16 protein-coding genes and 2 pseudogenes are annotated in these 22,559 nt (G+C 73.7%); 11 read left to right on the top strand and 7 right to left on the bottom strand.

Going from position 1 to position 22,559, the window contains the following annotated elements; translation table 11 throughout:
• Positions 1-34: 34 nt before the first annotated feature.
• Positions 35-1,291 carry an aspartate aminotransferase family protein gene (locus tag ADJ73_RS04460; RefSeq protein WP_050347278.1) on the bottom strand — a complete coding sequence of 419 codons (1,257 nt, stop codon included), beginning with the start codon at positions 1,289-1,291 and terminating at the stop codon, positions 35-37.
• Between the two features lie 65 nt (positions 1,292-1,356).
• Between ADJ73_RS04460 and ADJ73_RS04465 the strand changes: the two genes are divergently transcribed.
• From ADJ73_RS04465 to ADJ73_RS04480, 5 genes and pseudogenes are all read left to right on the top strand, one after another.
• Positions 1,357-2,334, top strand: coding sequence for a D-2-hydroxyacid dehydrogenase (locus ADJ73_RS04465; protein WP_050347279.1), 978 nt, complete (start codon positions 1,357-1,359; stop codon positions 2,332-2,334).
• 158 nt (positions 2,335-2,492) lie between these two features.
• Positions 2,493-2,792: pseudogene (locus ADJ73_RS17450) on the top strand (N-formylglutamate amidohydrolase); the annotation flags it as partial.
• A gap of 146 nt (positions 2,793-2,938) precedes the next feature.
• Positions 2,939-3,190 (top strand): hypothetical protein, encoded by a 252-nt coding sequence (locus tag ADJ73_RS17455; protein ID WP_253272749.1) that lies wholly within the window; start codon positions 2,939-2,941, stop codon positions 3,188-3,190.
• A complete protein-coding gene (locus tag ADJ73_RS04475) occupies positions 3,187-4,365 on the top strand; it encodes a flavohemoglobin expression-modulating QEGLA motif protein (RefSeq protein ID WP_050347280.1) in 1,179 nt (392 codons plus the stop codon). Before ADJ73_RS17455 ends, ADJ73_RS04475 begins: the two co-directional genes overlap by 4 nt.
• Positions 4,362-5,405 carry a glutathione synthetase gene (locus ADJ73_RS04480; RefSeq protein WP_050347281.1) on the top strand — a complete coding sequence of 348 codons (1,044 nt, stop codon included), beginning with the start codon at positions 4,362-4,364 and terminating at the stop codon, positions 5,403-5,405. Before ADJ73_RS04475 ends, ADJ73_RS04480 begins: the two co-directional genes overlap by 4 nt.
• Positions 5,406-5,467: 62 nt before the next feature.
• Here the strand turns inward: ADJ73_RS04480 and ADJ73_RS04485 are convergent, their stop codons facing one another.
• From ADJ73_RS04485 to ADJ73_RS04495, 3 genes are all read right to left on the bottom strand, one after another.
• Positions 5,468-6,451, bottom strand: coding sequence for a hypothetical protein (locus ADJ73_RS04485; RefSeq protein WP_050347282.1), 984 nt, complete (start codon positions 6,449-6,451; stop codon positions 5,468-5,470).
• Positions 6,452-6,584: 133 nt separating this feature from the next.
• Complete coding sequence (locus ADJ73_RS04490; protein ID WP_050347283.1) at positions 6,585-7,940, bottom strand: dicarboxylate/amino acid:cation symporter; 1,356 nt, start codon at positions 7,938-7,940, stop codon at positions 6,585-6,587.
• An 80-nt stretch (positions 7,941-8,020) separates the two neighbouring features.
• The gene (locus tag ADJ73_RS04495; protein ID WP_050347284.1) at positions 8,021-8,458 is read right to left on the bottom strand and encodes an SRPBCC domain-containing protein; all 438 of its coding nucleotides are present in this window, start codon (positions 8,456-8,458) and stop codon (positions 8,021-8,023) included.
• A 193-nt stretch (positions 8,459-8,651) separates the two neighbouring features.
• Between ADJ73_RS04495 and ADJ73_RS04500 the strand changes: the two genes are divergently transcribed.
• Positions 8,652-9,956, top strand: a complete 1,305-nt coding sequence (locus ADJ73_RS04500; protein ID WP_050347285.1) for a DUF2786 domain-containing protein — start codon at positions 8,652-8,654, stop codon at positions 9,954-9,956.
• Here the strand turns inward: ADJ73_RS04500 and ADJ73_RS04505 are convergent.
• Positions 9,946-11,235, bottom strand: coding sequence for a hypothetical protein (locus ADJ73_RS04505; protein WP_050347286.1), 1,290 nt, complete (start codon positions 11,233-11,235; stop codon positions 9,946-9,948). The genes ADJ73_RS04500 and ADJ73_RS04505 overlap by 11 nt on opposite strands.
• 60 nt (positions 11,236-11,295) lie before the next feature.
• On the opposite strand from ADJ73_RS04505, the gene ADJ73_RS04510 reads away from it, so the two are divergent.
• Positions 11,296-13,062: a hypothetical protein gene (locus tag ADJ73_RS04510; RefSeq protein WP_050347287.1), complete on the top strand. Its 1,767-nt coding sequence runs from the start codon at positions 11,296-11,298 to the stop codon at positions 13,060-13,062.
• A gap of 1,310 nt (positions 13,063-14,372) precedes the next feature.
• Here the strand turns inward: ADJ73_RS04510 and ADJ73_RS04520 are convergent.
• Together ADJ73_RS04520 and ADJ73_RS17885 are read right to left on the bottom strand one after the other, a co-directional pair.
• Positions 14,373-15,251, bottom strand: coding sequence for a GGDEF domain-containing protein (locus ADJ73_RS04520; RefSeq protein ID WP_050347289.1), 879 nt, complete (start codon positions 15,249-15,251; stop codon positions 14,373-14,375).
• Between the two features lie 509 nt (positions 15,252-15,760).
• A pseudogene (locus ADJ73_RS17885) lies at positions 15,761-15,859 on the bottom strand (IS3 family transposase); the annotation flags it as partial.
• Positions 15,860-16,031: 172 nt separating this feature from the next.
• On the opposite strand from ADJ73_RS17885, the gene ADJ73_RS04530 reads away from it, so the two are divergent.
• The 4 genes from ADJ73_RS04530 to ADJ73_RS04545 are packed head-to-tail and all read left to right on the top strand — an operon-like array spanning position 16,032 to position 22,558.
• Positions 16,032-16,220, top strand: a complete 189-nt coding sequence (locus ADJ73_RS04530) for a hypothetical protein (protein ID WP_050347291.1) — start codon at positions 16,032-16,034, stop codon at positions 16,218-16,220.
• 40 nt (positions 16,221-16,260) lie between these two features.
• The gene (locus ADJ73_RS04535) at positions 16,261-17,433 is read left to right on the top strand and encodes a glycosyltransferase family 4 protein (RefSeq protein WP_082176735.1); all 1,173 of its coding nucleotides are present in this window, start codon (positions 16,261-16,263) and stop codon (positions 17,431-17,433) included.
• Positions 17,430-18,308, top strand: a complete 879-nt coding sequence (locus ADJ73_RS04540) for a class I SAM-dependent methyltransferase (RefSeq protein ID WP_253272666.1) — start codon at positions 17,430-17,432, stop codon at positions 18,306-18,308. The genes ADJ73_RS04535 and ADJ73_RS04540 overlap by 4 nt, the downstream gene beginning before the upstream one ends.
• Positions 18,305-22,558: an alpha-(1->3)-arabinofuranosyltransferase domain-containing protein gene (locus tag ADJ73_RS04545; protein ID WP_050347292.1), complete on the top strand. Its 4,254-nt coding sequence runs from the start codon at positions 18,305-18,307 to the stop codon at positions 22,556-22,558. Before ADJ73_RS04540 ends, ADJ73_RS04545 begins: the two co-directional genes overlap by 4 nt.
• The last annotated feature ends 1 nt before the right edge of the window (position 22,559 follow it).

Here is a 22,559-nt window from a genome sequence, read left to right on the forward strand (position 1 = left end):
TGGTCGAGCGGGATCGAGCGGGTCGTCACGGCCCTCAGCCCGGGACGACCTCCTCGACCGTGGCGCGGAAGCGCTGCAGCCCCAGCTCGATCTCCTCCTCGGAGACGACGAGCGCGGGCATCACCCGGACGACGTTACCGAGCGGACCGCAGGTGAGGGTGAGCAGACCATGGGCGGTCGTGCCCTGCTGCACCGCGAGCGCGGTCGCCGCGTCGGGGCGCCCGTCGGCGGTGGTGAACTCGATGCCCTGCATCAGCCCCAGGCCGCGCACGTCGCCGATCGCGTCGACGTCGGCGGCCAGCGCGTCGAGCCCCGCCCGCAGCTGGTCCCCGCGGACCCGCGCGTTGTCCACGAGCCCCTCGTCCCGGATCACGTCGAGGGTCGCGCAGCCGGCGGCCGCGGCCACGGCGTTGCCGCCATACGTCCCGCCCTGGGAGCCGGGCCAGCCCCTGCTCATGAGCGCCTCGGAGGCGGCCATCGCGCTGATGGGGAAGCCCGACGCGATGCCCTTGGCGGTCAGCAGGATGTCGGGCGCGACGTCGGCGTGCTGGTGCCCCCAGAACCGGCCGGTCCGCCCGCAGCCGGCCTGCACCTCGTCGAGCACCAGCAGGATGCCGTGCTCGTCGGCGCGCTCGCGCAGCCCCTGCAGGAAGCGCGGCGGGGTCGGCAGGTAGCCGCCGTCCCCGAGCACCGGCTCGATGAGGAAGGCCGCGGTGTCGGCCGGGGAGGTGCGGGTCGCGAAGAGGTGGTCCAGCTCGCGCAGCGCGAAGTCGATCGCGGTGTCGACGTCCCAGCCGTAGCGGTAGGCGTAGGGGAAGGGCGCCATGTGCACCCCGCCCATGAGCGGGGAGAAGCCGGCCGCGAAGCGGGTGCCCGCGGTCGTGAGGGTCGCCGCCGCGACCGTGCGGCCGTGGAAGCCGCCCTGGAAGACCACGATGTTGGGGCGTCCGGTCGCCATGCGGGCCAGCCGCACCGCCGACTCCACGGCCTCGGAGCCGGAGTTGGCGTAGAAGACCGAGTCGAGCCCCTCCGGGAGGACCTGGCCGAGCCGCTCGGTGAGGTCGAGCAGCGGCTGGTGCATCACCGTCGTGTACTGCGCGTGGATGATCTTGCCGACCTGCTCGCGGGCGGCCTCGACGACCCGCGGGTGGCAGTGGCCGGTGCTGGTGACGCCGATGCCCGTGGTGAAGTCGAGGTAGTCACGGCCGTCCTGACCATGGATCCAGCAGCCGGAGGCGTGGTCGACCACGACGGGTGTGGCCTGCTTGAGGAGAGGGCTCAGGGAGGTCATGAGCCGATCCTGTCCCCGCGTTGGTCGGATTGTCAACAATCTGCAACTCTCACTACGATGGCCGTATGTCGCAGCCTCGTCCCCGCCTCGTCGTCCTCACCGCCGACGGCACGCAGCCCCCCGGCAACGAGGCCGCGCTCCGGTCCCTCGCCGACCTCCGCTACGCCACCGAGGCGGACCTGGCCGAGGCGCTGCCGGGCGCGGACGTGCTCTTCTCGTGGGACTTCTTCAGCGGCGCGCTCCGCGCGGCGTGGCCGGCCGCCGACGCGCTGCGGTGGGTCCACGTGGCCGCCGCCGGGGTCGACGCGATGCTCTTCGGCGAGCTCGCCGAGTCCTCGGTGGTCGTGACCAACTCCCGCGGCGTCTTCGACCAGCCCATCGCGGAGTTCGTGCTCGCCTCCGTGCTCGCCCACGACAAGCTGCTGCACGAGAGCAAGGCGCTGCAGCGGCGGCACGAGTGGCGCCACCGCGAGGTCACCCGCACCGCAGGGCGACATGTGCTCGTGGTCGGGACCGGCGCCATCGGGCGGGCCTGCGGCCAGCTGCTGCGCGCCGCGGGGCTGCAGGTCCGAGGCGCCGGTCGCCGAGCCGTCTCCGGCGACCCCGACCTCGGCGAGATCGTGCTGACCAGCGAGCTCGCGCAGCACGTCGGCTGGGCCGACCACGTCGTCCTGATCGCCCCGCTCACCCCGCAGACGCGCCACGTCGTGTCCGCCGAGGTGCTCGCCGCCATGAAACCCACCGCCCACCTCATCAACGTCGGACGCGGCGCCCTCGTCGACGAGACCGCCCTCGTGGCCGCGCTGCAGCGGGGCGAGATCGCCGCGGCCTCCCTCGACGTCGTCGAGACCGAGCCGCTGCCCGACGACTCCCCGCTGTGGGACCTCGAGCAGGTCGCGCTGTCCGCCCACATGTGCGGCGACGTCGTGGGGTGGCGCGACGAGCTGGCCGCCCTCTTCGAGGACAACCTGCGCCGCTACGTGGCTGGGCGGAGCCTGCGCAACGTGGTCGACAAGCACAGCGGTTTCGTGGCGCGCGGGTGAACTCCGCGGGTCGCGCGGCTACGACGACCCCGCGATCGGGCATCCGTGGCCACATGAGCGCCACCACGGCACACGACCTGACCGGGGACTGGAGCGGCCCGCTGGTCGCGACGGCCATCCACGCCGGGCACGACCTGCGCGCGGAGACCGCCGCCCTGATGACCCTCGACGAGGGCGACCGGCTGCGGGAGGAGGACCCGCACACCGGCGTGATCGCCGCCGGGACGCCCGCGACCGTCGTGGTGCACCGCTCCCGCTTCGAGGTCGACCTCAACCGGGACCGCGACGGCAGCGTCTACCGCACCCCCTCCGAGTGCTGGGGCCTGCGCGTATGGCGCACCAACCCGCTGCCCGCCGACGTCGCCGAACGCTCCCGGGAGCTGCACGACGCGTTCTACCGCGACCTCGCCGCCCGCCTCGACGAGGTCGCCGCCCGCGGGCCCTTCGTGGTCTACGACGTCCACTCCTACAACCACCGCCGCGCCGGCGCCGACCAACCGGCCGAGCCCGACGCGACAACCCCGAGGTCAACCTCGGGACCGGCTCGCTGGACCGGGAGCGGTTCGCGCCGGTCGTCGCGGCCTTCACCGGGTCGCTGGCGGCCGTGGAGACCAGCACGGGCCGCCTCGACGTGCGGGAGAACGTCCGGTTCCGCGGCGCCCACCTGTCGCGCTGGGTCAACACGCGCTACCGCGGCCTCGGGTGCGCGCTGGCGCTGGAGTTCAGGAAGACCTTCATGGACGAGTGGACCGGCGAGGTCGACCAGGCGCGGCTGGTCGAGCTGCGCGACGCCCTCGCGGCGACCCACGAGCCCGTGACCGCGGCCCTGGCGCAGCTGGGGCGGGGCGGCCGGTGAGCCCGCAGGCCCCCGCCGCCGGGGGCCTGGCGGCCGCGGACCTCGCCGCCGACCACGCGCTGGCGCAGATCTCGACGGACATCCGCTTTCTGCTGGACGTGACCCCCACCGACGCGGCGGCGGTGCGGGACAGGTTCGTGACCGAGGGCGGGGAGCCGGAGTTCGCCTACCGCGACCTGTCGACCGACCCCGACGTCGTCGAGCAGATGCTGCGCGGGGTGGACCTGGACGCCGTGCAGGACCCCACCCTCGCGCACCTGCTCCGCGCCAAGCACCGCGAGATCGAGCTGCAGGCCGAGATGCTGCGGGCGCGGTGCACCGACGACTTCCTCGCGCTGTCCCTGGAGGCCTACGGCGGGGTGTCGCCGTGGCTGCTCGCCACCGGCGAAAAGCTGCTGACCGCGCTGCCTCCCGAGGAGGACGCCGCGCCCCTGGACGCCCAGGCCTTCCTCGCCGTCGCCGAGGCCGAGATCGGGCACTACCGGGCGCTCGACCCGGACGTCGACATGCGGGTGCAGCTGCGCGACGACGTCTCGGGGGTGATGGTCGAGGGCAACGCGCTGATGATCCCCGAGCACGCCCGCATCGCCGTCAGCCGCGCCGACGCCCTGCTCCAGCACGAGGTGGGGACCCACCTGGTCACCCAGGTCAACGGCGCCCGGCAGCCGATCCGCTGCCTCGGGGCGGGTCTGGCGGCATACGACGAGACCCAGGAGGGGCTCGCGGTGCTCGCCGAGATCGCCTGCGGCGGCCTGACCGTCGCGCGGCTGCGCCAGCTGGGCGCGCGCGTCGTGACCGTGCACCGGATCACCTCGGGGGCGTCGTTCAGCGAGGCCTACCAGGGGCTGACCGAGGCCGGCGTGCCGCGGGCGAGCGCCTTCACGACCACGATGCGCGTCTACCGCGCGGGCGGGCTGACGAAGGACGCGATCTACCTGCGCGGCCTGCTCGAGCTGCTCGAGCACGTGTCCCGCGGGGGAGCGCTGGACCTGTTCTTCCTCGGCAAGTTCTCGCTGCGCGACCTGCCCCTGGTCAGCGACCTGCACGCGCGAGGCGTGCTCGCCGAGCCCCTGGTCACCCCCCGATACCTGCTCGACCCCGAGGCCACGGACCGCATCGCGCGGGCCGCGGCCGCCGACCACCTGACCGACCTCACGATGGAGGCCACCACATGAAGATCGGATTCGTCGTCAACGACGTCGCCACCGAGCAGTCCGTCTACACCACCACCCGCCTCGCCATGGGCGCCACCCAGCTCGGCCACGAGGCCTGGCTGATGGGCATCGGCGACTTCGGCTACGAGCCCGACGGGTCGCTCTCGGCCCGGGCCCGCCGCGGCACCGCCAAGAACTACCGGTCGCTGGAGCGCTACCTCGCCGACGTGCAGAAGCCCGACGACGAGGAGATCCTGCCGCTCGGCGACCTCGACGTCGTGATGCTGCGCAGCGACCCCGCCGAGGACGCCAACGAGAACCCCTGGGCCAACAACGCCGGCGTCGCCTTCGGCCAGCTCATGGCCAACGCCGGCGTGCTCGTCGTCAACGACCCCACCACCCTGGCGAGCGCCCTGTCCAAGGCCTACGTCCAGCACTTCCCGGAGGCGGTGCGGCCGCACACGCTGATCTCCCGCGACCAGGAGCGGATCTCCGGCTTCGTCGACGAGCTCGGCGGGCGGGCGGTGCTCAAGCCGCTGCAGGGGTCGGGCGGCTCGGGGGTCTTCCTGGTCGACCGCAAGGAGTCCCCCAACCTCAAGCAGATCATCGAGGCCATCGCCCGCGACGGCTACGTCGTCGCCCAGGAGTACCTCCCCGACGCCACGGACGGCGACGTGCGGATGTTCGTGATGAACGGCCGGCTCCTCGAGGTCGACGGCAAGCCGGCCGCCTTCCGGCGCCGGGCCAGCGGCGACGACATCCGCTCCAACATGTCGGCGGGCGGCAAGGCGGTCAAGGCCCAGGTCACCGACGAGATGCTGGCGCTCGTGGACGCCGTCCGGCCCAAGCTGGTCTCCGACGGGATGTTCCTGGTCGGGCTCGACGTCGTCGGCGACAAGCTGATGGAGGTCAACGTCTTCAGCCCCGGCGGGCTCGGGTCGTGCGAGGCGCTGCACGGGGTCGACTTCGTCCCGGCGATCATCGGGGCGCTCGAGCACAAGGTGGCGATGCGCGCGCACTACGGCCGCGAGCTCAAGAACATCGACCTCGCGACGCTCTGACCCTGCCGCCTCCTCGGGCAGGGTCAGAGCCGGCCGCGATCACGAGCGGTCGTCGGCACCGGTCAGTGGCGGTGGCTGCCCGTCGTCTCGAGCCGCCCGTTGACCACCGCGACCTCCACCGGCACGTGCGGCAGGTCGAAGGTCTTGTCGACCGTGCCTGCGGACAGGTCGATGACGGTCAGCCTGCGGTGGTCGGCGTCGGTGACGTAGGCCTTGAAGCCGGACACCGTGATGGCCGGACCGGGCTGCTGCCAGTCCTCCTTCTCCTGCCACGGCTCGATGGCCTTGATCGAGGCGGTCACCTTCCTGGTCTGCGGGTCGATGACCTTGACGCTGCCGTCGTAGGTCAGCACGAGCCCCTCACCGTGCGGTCCCCGCGCGAGCGAGCGGAACCAGTAGGGCGAGCCGACGTCGACCGTCGACAGCGTCGCCGTGCGGGTGTCGATCAGCGCCGCGCGGGTGGGGCGCTCCTGCTTGGCGGCCTTGTCGACCTTGTAGTCGCCGAGCACGACGGGCCAGTCGTGGCCGCCCGCGAGGTTGCCCGACCGTGAGTAGGCGTCCGCGACCTTGACCTTGTGGAAGGCCCCGTCGCGGTAGACCACGGGGCCGTTGGTGCAGCCGAAGACGGCGGTGTCCCCCGTGGCCGTCGGCTTCGCGGCCGCCTCGCCGTGCACGCCCGGGCAGTCCCGGGTCTCGGCGACGACCTTGCCGTCCTTGAGCACCTGCACCGTGGACCGCGACTCCTGCGTGCCCTGCGTGGTGATCAGCGAGCCGTCGCCGAGCTCAAAGGCCACCCCGTGGTGCGGCGCGGCGGTCTTGTGCTTCTTGCCGGTCCGGGTGTCGATGGTGGTGAGGCCCTGCTCGTGACTCATCACGAGGCGCGGCGACAGCGAGGCGACCTCGCGCTCGCCGGAGCCGGCGGCGGCGGGCGACGCCGTGCCGGTGGTGGACGTGGTGGACGTCTCGGCGCCCGGCTGACCGCAGGCGGCGAGGAGGGCGACGGAGCTGGCGAGCCCGGCGAGGACGCGGAGGGAGGGGGTGTGCATGGCCGCAGGCTAAATGATATCGGTTCTCATTCCAAGTATGGGTGTGTCGGGGCCTGGCGCCACGCAGCCGTGGCCCGCCGACGCTCTCGGGCAGAGCGCCGACGGGCCACGGCAGGGTGGTCGCAGCGGCAGGTCAGGCGTGGGCCGCCGCGGGCTCGGCGGACAGCGAGACGGGGGCGGCGGCGTCATACGCGGCCGTGTCGAGGAGCTTTTCGCGCCGGGCGACGATGACCTGGACGAGGACCTGGCCCGCCACGTTGGTGGCGGTGCGGCCCATGTCGAGGATCGGGTCGATCGCGAGCAGCAGCCCGACCCCTGCGAGGGGCAGGCCCAGCGTGGACAGCGTCAGGGTCAGCATGACGATCGCGCCGGTCAGACCAGCCGTCGCGGCCGAGCCGATGACGGAGACGACCACGATCAGCAGGTAGTCCAGCGGCGACAGCGACAGGCCGAAGAACTGCGCGACGAAGATGGCCGCGATGGCCGGGTAGATCGCCGCGCAGCCGTCCATCTTGGTGGTCGCGGCGAGCGGGCTCGCGAAGGAGGCGTACTCCCGCGGCACCCCGAGCGACTCGGTCACCCGCTGGGTCACGGGCAGCGTGCCGAGCGACGAGCGCGAGACGAAGGCCAGCTGGATCGCCGGCCAGGCGCCCTTGTAGAAGCTGCGCGGGCTGAGGCCGTGCGCCAGCAGCAGCACCGGGTAGAGCACGAGCAGCACCAGGGCGAGACCGGCGTAGATCGCGAGGGCGAAGGTGCCGAGCTGCCCGAGCGAGGACCAGCCGTAGGTCGCGACCGCGCGCCCGATCAGGCCGATGGTCCCGAGCGGGGCGAGCAGGATGACCCACCACAGCACCTTCTGCACGATGGCGAGGGCGCTGGCGTTGAGGCGCAGGAAGGGCTCGGCCTGCTCGCCGACCTTGAGCGCGGCGATGCCGATGACCAGCGCGATCACGACGAGCTGCAGCGCCTTGAAGGAGACCGAGGTCTCCAGGGCACCGTCGACCTGGTGGGTCGTGACGGACAGGCCGAAGATGTTGGCGGGCACGAGCTGGTCGATGAAGTCGAGCCAGCCGCCCTGCGTGGTGGGCGCCTTGGCGGCGGTCTCGCTCACGCTCGTGTGGTGGCCGGGCTGGACCAGCAGGCCGAGGCCGATGCCGATGAGCACCGAGGCGAGGGCCGTGATCGCGAACCACAGCAGCGTCTTGCCGGCGAGCCGGGCCGCGTTGGCGACGCCGCGCAGGTTGGCGATGGAGGCGATGATCGCGGTGACGACCAGCGGCGGGACGAGCACCTTGAGGAAGGTGACGAAGGTGCTGCCGATGGTGGACAGCGTCACGGTCAGCCAGTTGTCCCCGCCGTCCGCGGTGGGGCCGATGGCGCGGGCGACCCAGCCGAGCGCGAGCCCGAGGACCAGGGCCAGCAGGATCTGGATGCTGAAGGAGGGGAGCCGGAGGCGCCTGGTGGGCGTGACGCTCGCGGAGCTGGACATGGGACCTTCTCTGACGCAGGGATGGATAACGCAGACGACAAGTCTGCATAACGCGACATTATTCCAGCCCGTATGCCGTGCTAGCGCCCCGCCCGCTCCGCCTCCGCCCCGATGTCGGCGATCTCGGTCGCGAGCATGGTCCGCGCGACGCGGACGCAGACGGGCCGCAGCAGCCACCAGAGCAGCCGCTGGGCGGGGGTGGCGTCGGCGTGCCGCACCCCCAGCGTGAGCGCCAGCCGGGTCCCGCGCGCGTGCCGGGTGAGGTCGGTGGTCGTGACGTGGTCCACGCCGTCGGTCGTGCCGGTCACCACGGTGCGCCACGGCTGCTGGATCTCGGCCACCCGCATCAGGTGGCGCTTCGGACGTCCGAGCGTCACCCGCGTCTCGCGCCACTGGCAGCCGACCCGGTAGGCCAGCCCCGTGACCGGCTCGAGCTCGCGCAGGTTGGACCGCACCTGCGGCGCGCGCTCCAGATCGGTGAGCACCCGCCACACCTGCTCGGGGGTGGCGGCGACCACGCCACTCACGGTGACGCTCTGCCGAAACACGGTGACCTCCCGTCGACGCGGTGACGCCTGACAGGCTAGCGGGAAGGGTCTGTCAGACCTCCGTGCTTGAGTGTCCGTGTCAGAGCTGGGGGCAGCGACGAGCGGCCGAGGTCGGCCGGCGAGAGGTGTGGGTGTGATGGGTGGCAGGGGTTTCCCGGGCGGGATGGACGATTCCGGGCAGAGCGGGCGGCGCGCGGACGTCGCGGCGGCGACCCGGGGGCTGGCGCTGGAGGGGGTGCGAGGCCTGGCGGCCGGCTCGACCTGGGCGCTCGACGTGGCCGTGACGGGCCTGGTCGCCCTCGCCCACGAGGAGCAGGCCCGGGCCGTGGTCGAGCAGACGCTGGTCGACCGGGCGCGGCAGGTCGTGGCCGAGCAGTGGCGGGCGGGCTGGCAGCCGCTCGACCTGCACCACGTGGTCCAGCGGGAGCGGCTGCACCGGCAGGCCGCGCCCGAGACGGTCGCGCAGGTCGCGCAGCTGCTGGGCGACGTGATGGCGCTGGACCTGGCGGCCTACCCCCGCTCCACGGTGGAGCGCCGGTGGCACGACCAGCTGGAGCTGGCGGAGGCAGCGGTGTGGTGGCCGGAGGGACAGACGCTCCTGGGCGCGCGCGGCCGCAGCTGGGGCAGCGAGACGCTCGCGGTCGAGGCGCTGCTGCGGCTCGAGCACGTGCTGCGGGCACTACCGGAGATCCAGCAGCTGGGCGCCCTGCCGGGTGAGGCGGTCGCGCCGCGGGCGGCGGCTGCGCAGGCCCACGTCGACGACAAGGTGCTGGCCCGCGTCCGGCAGCTGCTGGCCAAGGCCGAGTCCACGCCCTACGAGGCCGAGGCCGAGACGTTCACGGCCGGGGCGCAGGCCCTGATGAGCCGGCACAGCATCGACCTCGCCATGCTGGCGGCGGCCGCCCGGCCCGGGGCCGCCGAGCGCCCGGACGGGCGGCGGCTGTGGATCGAGACGCCCTACGTCCGGGAGAAGGTCCTGCTGCTGGGCGCCGTCGCCGAGGCCAACCGGTCGCGGACCGTGTGGTCCAAGGAGGACGGCTTCGTCACGCTGCTCGGCTTCGGGCCCGACCTCGATGCGGTCGAGACCCTCTACACGTCGCTGCTGGTGCAGGCCACCCGGGCGATGCACGCCGAGGGGCGGCGGCTCGACCGGTTCGGCGGGTCGCGGACCCGCAGCTTCCGGCAGTCCTTCCTCGCCGCCTTCGCCACCCGCATCGGGGAGCGGCTGACCGCCGTGACCGAGGCCGAGACCAGCCAGGCCGCCGCCGACCTCGCCGCCGGCGGGGGCCGGGACCTGGTCCCGGTCCTGCAAGAGCGCACCGCTGCCGTGGAGGGCTACGTCGAGGAGCTGTTCCCCCGGCTGCGGCGGGTCCGCATGTCGGCCGGGCGGGACCGTGAGGGCTGGGTGCGGGGACGCAGAGCCGCCGACCAGGCCGCTCTGGCGTGGGGTCGTGCGGTCAGCCGCTGACGCCGCGGCGGGTGAGGCCGGCCGCGGCCACGACGAGCAGCAGGAGCGTCCCGAGGACCACGCTCACCACCACCGCGACCCCGGTGTGCCACACGCCGACCGCGAGGGCGACCGCGGCGGCCCCCACCCAGACGACGGCCCCCACCCGGTGGCCGGCCACCGCGAGGTCGGCGTAGACCAGCACCTGCACCAGCGCGAGGACCACCCCCACCGCGGTGAAGACCCAGGCCAGCGGACCGAGCTCGGCGACATAGCCCGACCCGGCCACCACGGCCACCAGCAGGCGTCCCGCCAGCGCCGCGACCAGGACCCCGACCGCGCCCACCCCGGCGGTCAGGGCCAGGGCGGACCGCAACGCCGCGGCGCGCTCCTCGGGGCGGGCCATGCGGGGGAAGTACATCGTCGCGACGAACTGCGGGCCCCAGAAGGCCACCTTCGCGAAGAGCGACCCCATGGTGTAGACGCCCGACTCGGCGCGCCCGAGGAAGTGGCGGGCCAGGATCAGGTCCAGGTTGGCCAGGACGAGCAGCCCGGCGGTGGGGAGCGCCCCGGCGAGGCCGGCCCGGGCGCGGGCCCAGCCGGCGGCCCAGACACCGCCGCCGGCCTCGACGTGGCCGCGGCCGGCACCCCGCAGGACGAGCAGCACCACGAGCGCGGCGACGGCGAACCACCCGGCGGTGTACCACCCCATGACCCCGAGCACCCCCTGCCCGAGGGCGGCGGCCAGCACCGCCGCGGCGACCTTGGCCACGCCGGTCACCAGGGCGGCCAGCCCCAGGGAGGCGAAGAGCTCGGCCCCCTGGAGCACCCCGAGCCCGGCGAAGGCGACGGTCATGGGCACCGCTGACACGGCGAGCACCACCAGGGCGCCCGGGCCGGGCAGGTGCAGCAGGGGCGCGAGCAGCGGCGCGGCGGCCACGAGGAGCAGGCCCGGGACACCTCCGACGAGCACCGCGGCCGCCAGCAGCCCGGGATCGGCGGCGCGGCCCGGGCCGCCCGTCCGGTCCTGGCCAACCTCTCGGCCCTTCTTGACCTCTCGGCCCTGGCTGACCTCGCGGCCCCGGCCGGCCGCCACGCCGCGGGCGGTGACCAGCTGCAGCCCGAGCCCGGGCACCGACAGGATCGTCGACAGGTTGATGAGCGAGCCGACCGCCCCGAGGTCGTCGGCGCTCAGCACCCGGCCCAGCACCACGAAGAACGCGTAGCCCAGGAGGGCACCGGCGAAGGTGCCCGCAAAGAGCAGTCCGCCCGGGGCCAGGGCGCGAGGCGTGCGCGGCACGAGGGGCTCCTTCGCCGGGGAGAGCGCTGGTCAGGGTGGTCAGCGTGCCATAGTGCCCGCATGCGTCGGCGGTGGGTGTGGCCCGGATCTCCCGGGTGCGTCGCCGCCGTCACCGGGTCCCTTGCGGCGATCGCCGTGGCCCTGCTGTGGCTGTGGCCGGCCCTCGGGAGGGGCCAGCTCCTCTACCGCGACTTCGTGCAGGTGCCGGACCCGGTCCTCGGGCCCGCGGCGCTCGGCGTCGACGGTCAGCCACCCCGGGCGGTGCCCCTGGACGCCGTGACCGCCGTCCTCGCGCACGTCGTCCCCTCCGGGGCCCAGCAGCAGCTCCTGCTGGTGACCTCGGTCGCCCTCGCCGGGTGCGGGATCGCGGTGCTGCTGCGGCGGCACGGCGTCGCCGCGACGGCGCCGGCCGCCGTCGTGGCCGTCTGGAGCCCCTACGCCGCCGAGCGGCTGCTCCTCGGTCAGCCCCCGACCCTGCTCGCCTGGGCGATGGTGCCGTGGCTCGTGGCCGCGACCCGGTTGGACGGGCCGTGGTGGCGACGCCTCGCGGCTGTGCTGGCTGCGGCCCTGCCGGCGGCGCTCACACCGTTCGGCGGGGTGCTGGCGCTCGCGACGGCCCTCGTCGCCACGCTCGCGACCCGGGGCCGGACCGACCGGGCCCGGTGGGAGCCGCTCGCCGTGCTGGGACTGGGCCTGCTGTGGTGCCTGCCCTGGTTGGTGGTCGCCGTACGCGGCACGACCGGAGCCGGCGAGGTCGCGGGCGCCGAGGCCTTCGCGGTGCGGACGGATGGTCCCGGCGGCGTGCTCGATGTGCTCACCGGCGGGGGGATCTGGGCGCCGGCGGCCACCCTGGCCTCCCGCCAGGCCCCAGGGGCGCTCACCGCCTCGCTGATCCTGCTCGCCCTGGCCCTCGCCGTCGCGCTCGCCCTCGCCGTCACCCTGGCCTGGGCCGGGAGGGCCGGGCCGGCGCCGACGGCCTTGCGCGGTGGTGGACCGCGCCCTCGACGGATGCCGGGCGCATGGCGGGGCCTATCGCCGCAGGGCCTCTCGCGACCGGAGGTCGTGCTGCTGGGTCTCGCGCTGATCCTGCCGCCGGTGGTCGCCCTCGCCCTCGCGACCCCGGCAGGACTGGTGGTCTGGGGCCCGGCCCAGCGGCTCCCCGGGCTGGGCCTCGCCCGCGACACCCATCGCCTGCAGGGCCTGTCGGTGCTGGCCACGGCCGTGCTGGTCGGCCTGGGCGTGGCGGCGCTGGGGCGGCTCGTCCGGCGCCGCGACCAGCGGCTGGGGCACGTCGCCGCCGGCGCGGCCGCCGTGACCGTGGCCGCTCTCGCCCTGCTCACCGCACCCGACGCCCCGGCGCGGCTGCACCAGGCCTACCGCCCGGTGACCTTCCCGGCGGGGTGGGCGCCGGCGGTGGCTGCCGTCGGTGACCGCACGACGCTGGTGCTGCCGTGGCAGGCCTTCCGGCAGCAGGCGTGGGCCGGGCCGCAACCCTTCCTCGACCCGGTGCCGCTCGCGCTGCCCGGCCGCGTCGTCGCCGCGCGTGACCTGCATGTCCGCCGCGACGGCAGGGAGCTCGTGGTCGGGTCCGACGACATCACGCTCGCTCGCGCCTGGGCCGGCGGCGACCTCGATGCGCTGCGCGCGGCCGGCATCCGGGCCGTCGTGGCCTGGCAGGGCACCCCGGGAGCAGCCCCGGCAACGGCAGCGCCAGCCCCAGCCAACGCAACGCCAGCCCCAGCACCTGCGGCCTCCGGCCTGCGCCCGATCGTCACGTCCGGGCCGCTGCTCGTGTGGCTGCTGGACGACCCCGCAGCATCCCCCTGACCGCGGCCCCTCAGGCTGGTGGCAGATCTTCGGGTTCCAACCCGAAGAGCTGCTATCGCGCTGCTCGGAGTTCACGGCATGATCACGGTCCGGCCCGGCCGGGCGAGGAGAATTCCTTGGACCATCGAAATAGTGCGTAGAGTTGGCGGAAGATGGATCCAGGACGGGCCGTCGACCACCACGCACCGGACGGAGGTCTCGTGCCCATGATCGAGACCGGACACGAGCATGAGGGCCGCAGCGAAGTTCCGACCCTGACCACGCCGATTTAGAACGAGCTCGACGAGTTACGCGCGCGGCACCTCGTCGCGGCACTGGTCGAACTGTCGGGACGCGGGGGACGTGAGGCCGACATAGCAGACCTCCTCGCCACGCGACTCCAGGCACTCCGAATCGAACAGCCGCGCGCGGTGGTCGCCACCATGGCCGAGAACCTCCGCAACGGCGAGCCCGTGACGATCGTGACCGACCAGGGACGCGTGTTGCACGAAGACCCGTCCTGGGCACCCGCCGGGCAAGACCCTGACGTCCAGGCCACGGAAGACCCCCTGGACGAGGACCGACTCTGCAAAACTGAGCGAAGCTACGAATCACGGACGTGATCGCGCAGCAAACCAATGGAAGTGCACCACGAGCGTGAGGTGCCTAACGCCCACATAGGTCGTGCGCTACCGGATGGTCAGAGCAACCACGCTCAGGAACGGGGCAGACGCCCTGGCCGCCGGCGGCCCATGTTGTGGGCCAGAACCGTTCTGCGGCCGGTTAGTGGAATCTCCCACCACCGGCGCGGTAGGTGGCGATGAGGCTGCGGACAAGGCTTCTTAGCCGGCGAGTGAGGGTAGCCAACGACGAGCGTGAGGGCGTCGGTGCGGGGGTTGAAACGGTACTAACCCCCTTTTTCTGTCCAGACGAGATGACCATGACACTAACGGTGCATAACAGAAGCACCCATCGTTCTTGCCGTCTCATGACCCGATGCTAGACGTTCCTGCTGTACGCCGTCGCTGCAACCAACCAGGAGCCGGACAGTCTCATCAGCTGCACCCGCCTAGACGAGGCATGGAACCTGGGTGTGGTCCGTCGCGCTGGATGCCCTCGGCACGAAAGGGGCCTGGTGCGCCCTGTCTTTCGGCCGTTGCCGATCGTTTCGTGCAACGATAGAGATGGAGGAGGGACGTTCGCAGACGAAGTGCGGCAGACCCTCACCCCCCTTCCCCGCGCGGGCGGTCTCGACCGGTCTCGAGATCGCCCGCGATAGCGGTTGGCGCCCAGGTGAGGCGGGAGGATCAGGCGCCCCGGTCGCTACTTCCTCAACGCGGTGCGTTCTTGGGTGGCTCCATAGCGGGCGATTCCGGATGGTGCAGAACCCCGAGGCGAGCCCGACGCAGGTAGAGATCGGCGTCAGCAGCCGCCAGGACCTGCTCGTAGTCATCGCCCGGGCCCCATCGAGCCACACCGACGCTGGCCGCGTAGGGGATCCACCCGTGAGGGGCTTCGACCCGCCCGATGCCCACCGACTGGACGGTGACGGCGATGCTCTCAGGGTCCAGGTCTGCCCCAACCACGTCGAGGAGGAACTCATCACCCCCGACGCGAGCGATGAACCATCCCTGCTTCTGCAGCTCCGTCAACCCGCGGGCGACGGACTCCAGGACTAGGTCACCGATGGGATGCCCGTAGGTGTCATTGACGCACTTCAGCCCGTCGACGTCCATGACAGCGAGAATGCTACTGGTCGCTGACCGGCCCGCCACGTATGCCTGCCAGCGCCGCCGGTTGGGCAGCGCCGTCAAAGCGTCATGGTTGGCAGCTCTCTCGAGATCGTCCAGGTGGGCCCGGTTCTCGCTCCAGTCTTCGATGATCACCATCACGGTCACTTCGCCATCAATGACGACGGCAGACTTGGTCACGCGAGCATGGACGATCTCACCCGATCGCGTCAGCAGCCGGCGCTGGGTCCGCAACCCCGTGACCTTCTGCTCCAGCAGCTTGGCTGCATCCTGGTTTCTCGCTCTGAGATCATCAGGGTGGATCACGTCGGTGAACGAGAGCTCAAGCGCCTCCTCGCGGGTATACCCCAACATGGCCGCAAAGGCGGGGTTGGCGTCTCGAACTCGGCCGTCCCGCCCGTGGACCACGACGCCAAGGGGGAGCGCGTCGATCAAGAGCCGGCATTCATGGGCATCCATAGCGATCCTTTGACTCGCGTGGTGAGCACGGGTTCGCCCCGTCGTATCCGTGCCAGGTGCCGCATCACGAGAGTGACCGCCGGTGCCGTAGCACGGCTCCTGTACCACTGTGCCAGACGGAGCCGGCTCTACGGCAGACAGCACTGCCTACGTCCAGAACCGTAAGAACCATCCCAGGTCGCCACTCACTATCGTTCCAGCGTGGAAACAGTGTAGAACAGCTCCAGATCGGAGCTGACACCTTTCTATCGGCAGTGGCAGCCGTCCACCTGGTCGCGTGAGACCTCGGGCTCCTCGCCCCGTCTCATCGAATCCCGTGTCGCGTCATAGTCTTCGTCGTCGCGGCCGTTCCCGAAACGGCACACCACAGCCCATAACGACCAGGTAACCCCCAGCAGGCCAGTCGCACTCATCGGTATGACATACGCGGGACTGCTGAAGGTTTGATTGACCCTTCGGGTGTGGTGCTGTGTGGCGCTGCAGGCCTCGGGCCGCTCGCTCTGCGCGCAGTCAGCGATGGTGGTCGTGCGGGTCTTCTCCCGCGGGATCCCGCGCAGACCCTGGGCTCTCATCAGCCGCTCGACGGTGCACCGGGCAACCGTGACGCCGACCGGGGGACCGCGGGGCGGCATACGAGCGTGTTGTGAGGCAGATCACACCACGACCGGCATGATCCGACGTAAGGTAACCGACCAGTAACTTGGCTCACCCCCGCCGGGTTGCGTGGCGCCTCCCCACGTGGAGCTCCCCCTTCCGCCTGAATGACGAAGAGGTCCGTCCATGCCTTCGCAGCACCACGGCCGCAAGGTCGCCGCCCTGATCACCGCCCTGTCCTGCCTCCTCGGGATCGGGGCCGCCACGCTGGCCGCCCAGGCCCTCGCCGCCTCCGCGCCCGACGACGCCAAGGCCGCCACGACCGGGCACGAGACCAGCGTCAAGCCGGCCGAGATCATCGGTTACGGCGGCTGACGGCCCCGGCCGTCACGCCACCTGGCCTACGCCCACCGCCGTGCGTATCGCCTTCCTCAGCTGGCGCGACCTCACCCACCCCGAGGGTGGCGGAGCGGAGCGCTACGCCCAGAACGTCTGCGCCGGCCTCGCCGTGCGCGGGCACGACATCACCTTCCTGTGCGCCGCCCACGGCGACGCCCCCGCCGAGGAGCACCTCGACGGCTACCGCATCCTCCGGCAGGGCGGACGCGCCGGCGTCTACCCGGCGGCCGTGCGGCGGCTGCGCGCCCTGGAGCGCGAGGAGGGTCACGTCGACGTCGTCGTCGACATCCAGAACGGCCTGCCCTTCGGGTCCCGCCTCGGCACCCTGTCCCCGGTCGTCGTGCTCGTCCACCACGTCCACAAGGAGCAGTGGCCGGTCGTCTTCCACCGCGCGGTGGCCGACCTCGGCTGGTGGCTCGAGTCGCGCGTCGCGCCGTGGCTCTACCGCGGCTGCCAGTACGTCTCGGTCTCCGAGCGCACCCGCGACGAGCTCGTCGAGCTCGGGGTGGCGGCCGACGACGTCTCCGTGATCCACAACGGCACCGACGTGCCCTGGTCCACCCGCAGCTCCCGCACACCGCACCCCAGCCTCGTCGTGCTCGGTCGCCTCGTGCCGCACAAGCGGGTCGAGCTCGCGATCGACGCCGTGCAGGCGCTGCGGCACCGGTTCCCGGGGCTGCGGCTGCGGGTCGTGGGCGATGGGTGGTGGCGCGAGCAGGTGGTCGAGCACGCCCAGCGTGTCGGGGCCGCGGACGTCGTCGACATCCTCGGGTTCGTCGACGAGGTGACCAAGCACCGCGAGCTCGCGTCGGCGTGGGTCTCGCTCGCGCCCAGCCTCAAGGAGGGCTGGGGCCTCAACGTCATCGAGGCGGCCACCCACGGTGCCCCCACGGTCGCGTTCCACGGCGCGGGAGGCCTCTCGGAGTCCGTCGTCGACGGCCACACCGGGCTGCTGGCCGACGACCTGCCCGGGTTCGTCGCGGCCGTGGCGCGGCTCCTCGAGGACCACGACCTGCGGCACCGGATGGCCCTCGCCGCCGAGGAGCACGCCGCGCGCTTCTCCTGGGAGGACACCGTCACCAGCTGGGAGCGGCTGCTCGCCCGCACCGCCGCCCACCAGCCGCCCGTGGCCGTCACCGACCAGGTCGTGACGGCGCCCACGGGCGAGCCCAGCCGGGTCAGCGCATGACCCACGCGACCACGCCGGCCCCGGGAGCGGGGCTCGCGGCATACGGCTCGGACCCCCGACCAGGCCGTATGCCGCATACCCCCGCCGACCCGCCGCGCCGTCCGCCGAGGCACGCCGCGACCGGGCGGCGGCTGCCCCCGCTGGCGCCCGTCGGGTCGCTGCGGCGCTCGGTGCAGCTCTTCCGGGCGTTCACGGTCGAGCAGACCGACCCCGCCTACTTCTACGGGCTGCTGGCGCTCGACTCGGTCCGCGAGGCGAGCCGGTGGTGCGACCTGGACGGCGCCACGATGGTCGACGTGGGGGGCGGGCCGGGCTACTTCGCCGACGCGTTCACCGAGGCGGGGGCGCGATACGCCGGCATCGATCCCGACGCCGGCGAGCTGGAGCGGCGCGGCACGGTCGCCGGCAACACGCTGCGCGCGTCAGGGCTGGCGCTGCCGGTCGCCGACGACGTGGTGGACCTCGCCTACTCCAGCAACGTCCTGGAGCACGTCCCCGACCCGGAGGCGATGGTCGAGGAGATGGTGCGGATCACCCGGCCCGGCGGCACCGTGGTGCTGTCCTGGACGCCGTGGCTGTCGCCGTGGGGTGGTCACGAGACCGCGCCGTGGCACTACCTGGGCGGGCGACGCGCGGCCGACCGCTATGCCCGCCGCCACGGCCACCGCCCCAAGAACGACTTCGGGCGCTCCCTCTACGACTGCTCCATCGCCCGGATGCTCACCTGGCTGCGCGCCGCTGAGCGCGACGGCCGGGTCGAGACCGTCGAGGTGCTGCCGCGCTACCACCCGGCCTGGGCGCGCTGGCTGATCCGGGTGCCCCTGGTCCGTGAGGTCGCCTCGTGGAACGCCGTGGTCGTGCTGCGGGTGCGATGACCTCGACCCCACCGGTCGTGTGGCGGGTCCGTGTGGTCACCGCCTGCCTGCTCCTCACCGCCCTGGCCTTCCTGCAGGGCGGTGGTCGCGTCGTGCCCGACACCAAGCTGGACCTGACCCTGGACCCGTTGGCCTTCCTGCAGCGCGCGCTGCACGTGTGGGACCCTGCCGGGCACCTCGGGCAGCTGCAGAACCAGGCCTACGGCTACCTCTTCCCGATGGGGTCGGTCCACCTGCTGCTGCGGCTCGCGCAGGTCCCGGAGTGGGTGACGCAGCGGCTGTGGTGGTCGCTGGTGCTGTGCACCGCCTTCCTCGGCTTCTGGCGGCTGACCCGGGCCATCGGGGTGGGCGGCTCGTGGAGCCGCTACCTGGGGGCGCTGCTCTTCGCGGTGTCGCCGCGATTCCTCACCGAGATCGCGATCACCTCGATCGAGGTGTGGCCGATGGCCATGGCGCCCTGGGTGCTGCTCCCGCTCGTGGACCCCCGGCCTCGCCACACCCGTCGTCGGGTGCTGCAGTCGGCGCTGGCCTTCGGCTGCATCGGCGGGGTCAACGCCGTCGCCACCGGCGCTGCGCTGGTGCTGCCCACCCTCTGGTGGCTGACCCGGGCGCCGTTGCGGCGGGGCCTGCGCGACCTCGCGGCCTGGCTGGTCGCCTGCCTGCTCGCCGGGTCGTGGTGGCTCGGCCCGCTGCTGGTGCTGGGCCGCTACAGCCCGCCCTTCCTCGACTGGATCGAGGACGCCGCCGCGACGACGAGCACCGCGAGCGCGTTCAGCGCCGTGCAGGGCACCACCCACTGGCTGGCCTACCTGCGCCTGTCCGACGGCCCGACCTGGCCGGCCGGCTGGCTGGTCGTGTCGCAGCCGGTCCTGGTCGTGGTCACCACGGTCCCGGCGATCCTCGGCCTGGCCGGTATGGCGCTCAAGGGGCTGCCGCAGGCGGGGTTCTGGCGGCTCGCCACGGTGACGGGGCTCGTGCTGCTGACGCTGGGCTTCTCCGGTGCGGGGCACGGGCCGGTCGCCGAGCCGGTGCGGGCCCTTCTGGACGGTCCACTGGCGGCGCTGCGCAACATCCACAAGTTCGAGCTGGTGCTGCGGATCCCGGTGCTGGTCGGGCTGGTCCACGCCGCGCACGCGCTGGCCGGCCCCGCCCGGCACCGCCGCGCCGGCGCCCCGCTGATCCGCCGGGAGGTGGTCGGCGCGCTCGTCGGAGCGCTCGTGGTGACCGCGGCCGCGCCGGGGGTCGCGGCGATGCTGCCGCGCGACGGCGCCTACGAGCAGATCCCCGACTACTGGCGCGAGGCCGCGCGCTGGCTCGACGACCGGCCCGGTCCGGGGACGGTCCTCGTGGTCCCCGCGGCCCCCTTCGCGGACCTGACCTGGGGGTCGCCGCGCGACGAACCCCTGCAGGCCCTGATGCGCCGGCCCTTCGCCGTCCGCGACGCGGTGCCGCTCGGGTCGGCGGGGAGCACGCGCTACCTCGACGAGGTGGAGCGGGCGCTGCGGACGGGGTCGGCCACGCCGGCGCTGCGGCAGTCCCTGGTGGACGCGGGCATCCGCTACCTCGTGGTCCGCAACGACCTGCGCGCGGCGGCCCGCCAGGCCCCCGTCATCGCGGTGCACCAGGCGCTCGCCGACGCGGGGATCGCTCGGGTGCAGACCTTCGGGCCGCCGACGGGCAGCGCCTACGAGAGCGACGCGTTCACGGTCGACGAGCACACGCTGCTGCCCTACCCGAGCCTGGAGGTCTACGACGCCGGGCCGGTCACCGACGCCCGGCTGGTGCCGGTCACCGACCTGGTGTCGCTGACCGGCGGCCCCGAGGACGTGCCCGCCGTCGGCGGTCGGCTGCCCGGCGGGGTCACGGTCCTCGGGGACGACCGCGCGGCCCTCCCGGCCGGCACCCGCCTGCCCGAGGTCCTCGCCGACGGCAACCAGCGGCGGGAGGTGAGCTTCGGGCGCGCCTCGGACAACCGGTCACCGGTGCTCACGGCGGACGACCCCGGCAGCACCGCGCGGCGGGTCAAGGACTACCTCGTGGACCCGCGGGCGCCGCGCACGGTGCTGCGGTGGGAGGGGATCGCCGGGGTCAGCGCCTCCAGCTCGGCCTCGGACGCCGGCACGCTGGTCCACACCTCGTCGGGGGACTCCCCGGCGGCCGCCCTGGACGGGGACCCGGGGACGCACTGGCTCTCGGGCACCTACCAGCGGTCGGTCGGCGAGTGGCTGGAGGTGCGCCTGACCGCGCCGCGCGACCTCACCGGGACCCTCGTCACCTTCGCCTCGCCCGGGCCGGGTGCTGCGGCGCCGGTGCTCGTGGACGTCACGACGGACGCCGGTACCACCACGATGCGCGTCGACGCCGACAGCTCGCCCGGGGCCGCCGGGACGCTGCTGCTGCCCCCGGGCCCCAGCGCGCGGGTGCGGCTGACGCTGCGGACCACCACCGAGGGGGTCCAGCGCGGCTTCGCGGTCAGCGAGATCGCCATACCGGGGCTGCGGGCGGTGCCGCGGCTCGTCATGCCCCCGACCCCGTCCGGCTCGCCCGACGTCGTGCTCGTGCGCCGCGAGGAGACCGGCCGCACCGGCTGCCTGCGCCAGGGCGGCCGCCCGCTGTGCGCCGACACCCTGACGCAGTCCGGCGAGGAGGCCGGGGGGATCTATCGCGAGCTCTCGACCAGCAAGAACGCGACCTACGGCTGGTCCGGCACGGTGTCCATGCGCTCCACCGAGGACGCCGCCAGCCTGCTCGACGCCCCCACGCGGGTGCGGGCGACCGCCAGCTCGAGCCGGATCCCGTCGATCGTGGCGCGTCCGGGCGCCGTGGTCGACGCCGACCCGCACACCGGCTGGATCGCCGCGCCCACCGACCCCCGACCCACGCTGCGCCTCACCCTCCCGGCGCCGCGCCGCCTGACCGGGCTGCGGCTGGACAACGATCCCTACCTCCCGGCCTCGCGCCCCCGCCGGGTAGAGGTCCGGCTCGGGGACGGCTCGGTGCGGGACCTGCCGGTCGCGCTGGACGGCACGGTGCGGTTCACCGCGACGACGGACCGGCTCAGCGTGACCTTCACCCGCTGGGACGGTGCGCGCTCGATGGAGCCGGTGTCCCGCTACGTGCAGACCCTCCCCGTCGGCGTCACCGAGGTGGTCCTGCTCGGCGCCGAGGACCTGGTCCGGCCGCTTGACCGCGGCGCCCCGGTGGGCCAGCGGTGCGGCGACGGCCCGGAGCTGCGCGTCGACGGCCGCACCTGGCGGTCCCGCCTCGCGGCCACGGTCGGCGACGTCCTCGACCAGCGCCCGCTCGCCTGGCTGCCCTGCGACGGCGCCGAAGCCCTCACCCTCGACCCCGGGGACCACCTCCTGTCCGCCGCGGCCTCCGAGTCCGTGCAACCGGTGTCGCTCGAGCTCGCGACCCTGGCCGCCCCCGTCCGGCGCGGCGCGACGACCGGGACCGACGTCGCGGCCCGGGACGGCGGCTACCCCCTGCCGGAGCGTGCCACGGCGACCGTCCTCGTGCTGCCCCACAACGCCAACCCGGGCTGGCGCGCCACCGACGACGCCGGGCACCCCCTGACGCCGATCCGGCTCGACGGCCGCCGCCAGGGCTGGGTCGTCCCCGCCGGGCCCGCCACGGTCGTCCGGCCCACCTTCACCCCCCAGGTGCCGTATGCCGTCACCCTCGCCGCCGGGTTCCTCGCCCTGCTGCTCGTCGGGGCCGGGGTGTGGTGGGAGCGCCGGGTCGCGGCACGGCACGCCGGCGCGGGGCCGCTGCGCGAGGCGCGGGGAGCCCGCTGGCTGGCTGCCGCCGCCGCGGTGGTGCTGCTGCCGCTCGTGGGTGGCGCCGCCGGGGTCGTCGCGGTGCTGCTGGCGACGGCGTGGAGCGTGACCGGGGCGCTGTGGCGCCGGGAGGGCGTGGCCCGGGCCGCCGCCACGGTCGTCCCGGGGGCGGTGGCGGTGGCGCTCGTCGCGGCCCGGCCCTGGGGAGCCGGGGGCGCCGCGATCCACTCGTGGTGGGTGCAGGCGGCGACCCTCACCGCCGTGGCGCTGGCGACGCTGCACCTGCCGGGGCGGTGGGTGTCAGGTCGGCGCCCGCCGCGACAGCTGGAGCCTCAGTCCCAGCCGACGACGCCCCAGTCTCAGCACGAGTCCCAGTCGCAGCCGACGAAGACCCAACCCCAGCCCAAGCCTCAGCCCCAGCGCCAGCCCCAGCCATCCGCAGGGCCGGCCGGCGCCACGCGCCGCCCCTGAC

It is taken from the genome of Arsenicicoccus sp. oral taxon 190 (genome assembly GCF_001189535.1).
GTDB lineage: Bacteria > Actinomycetota > Actinomycetes > Actinomycetales > Dermatophilaceae > Arsenicicoccus.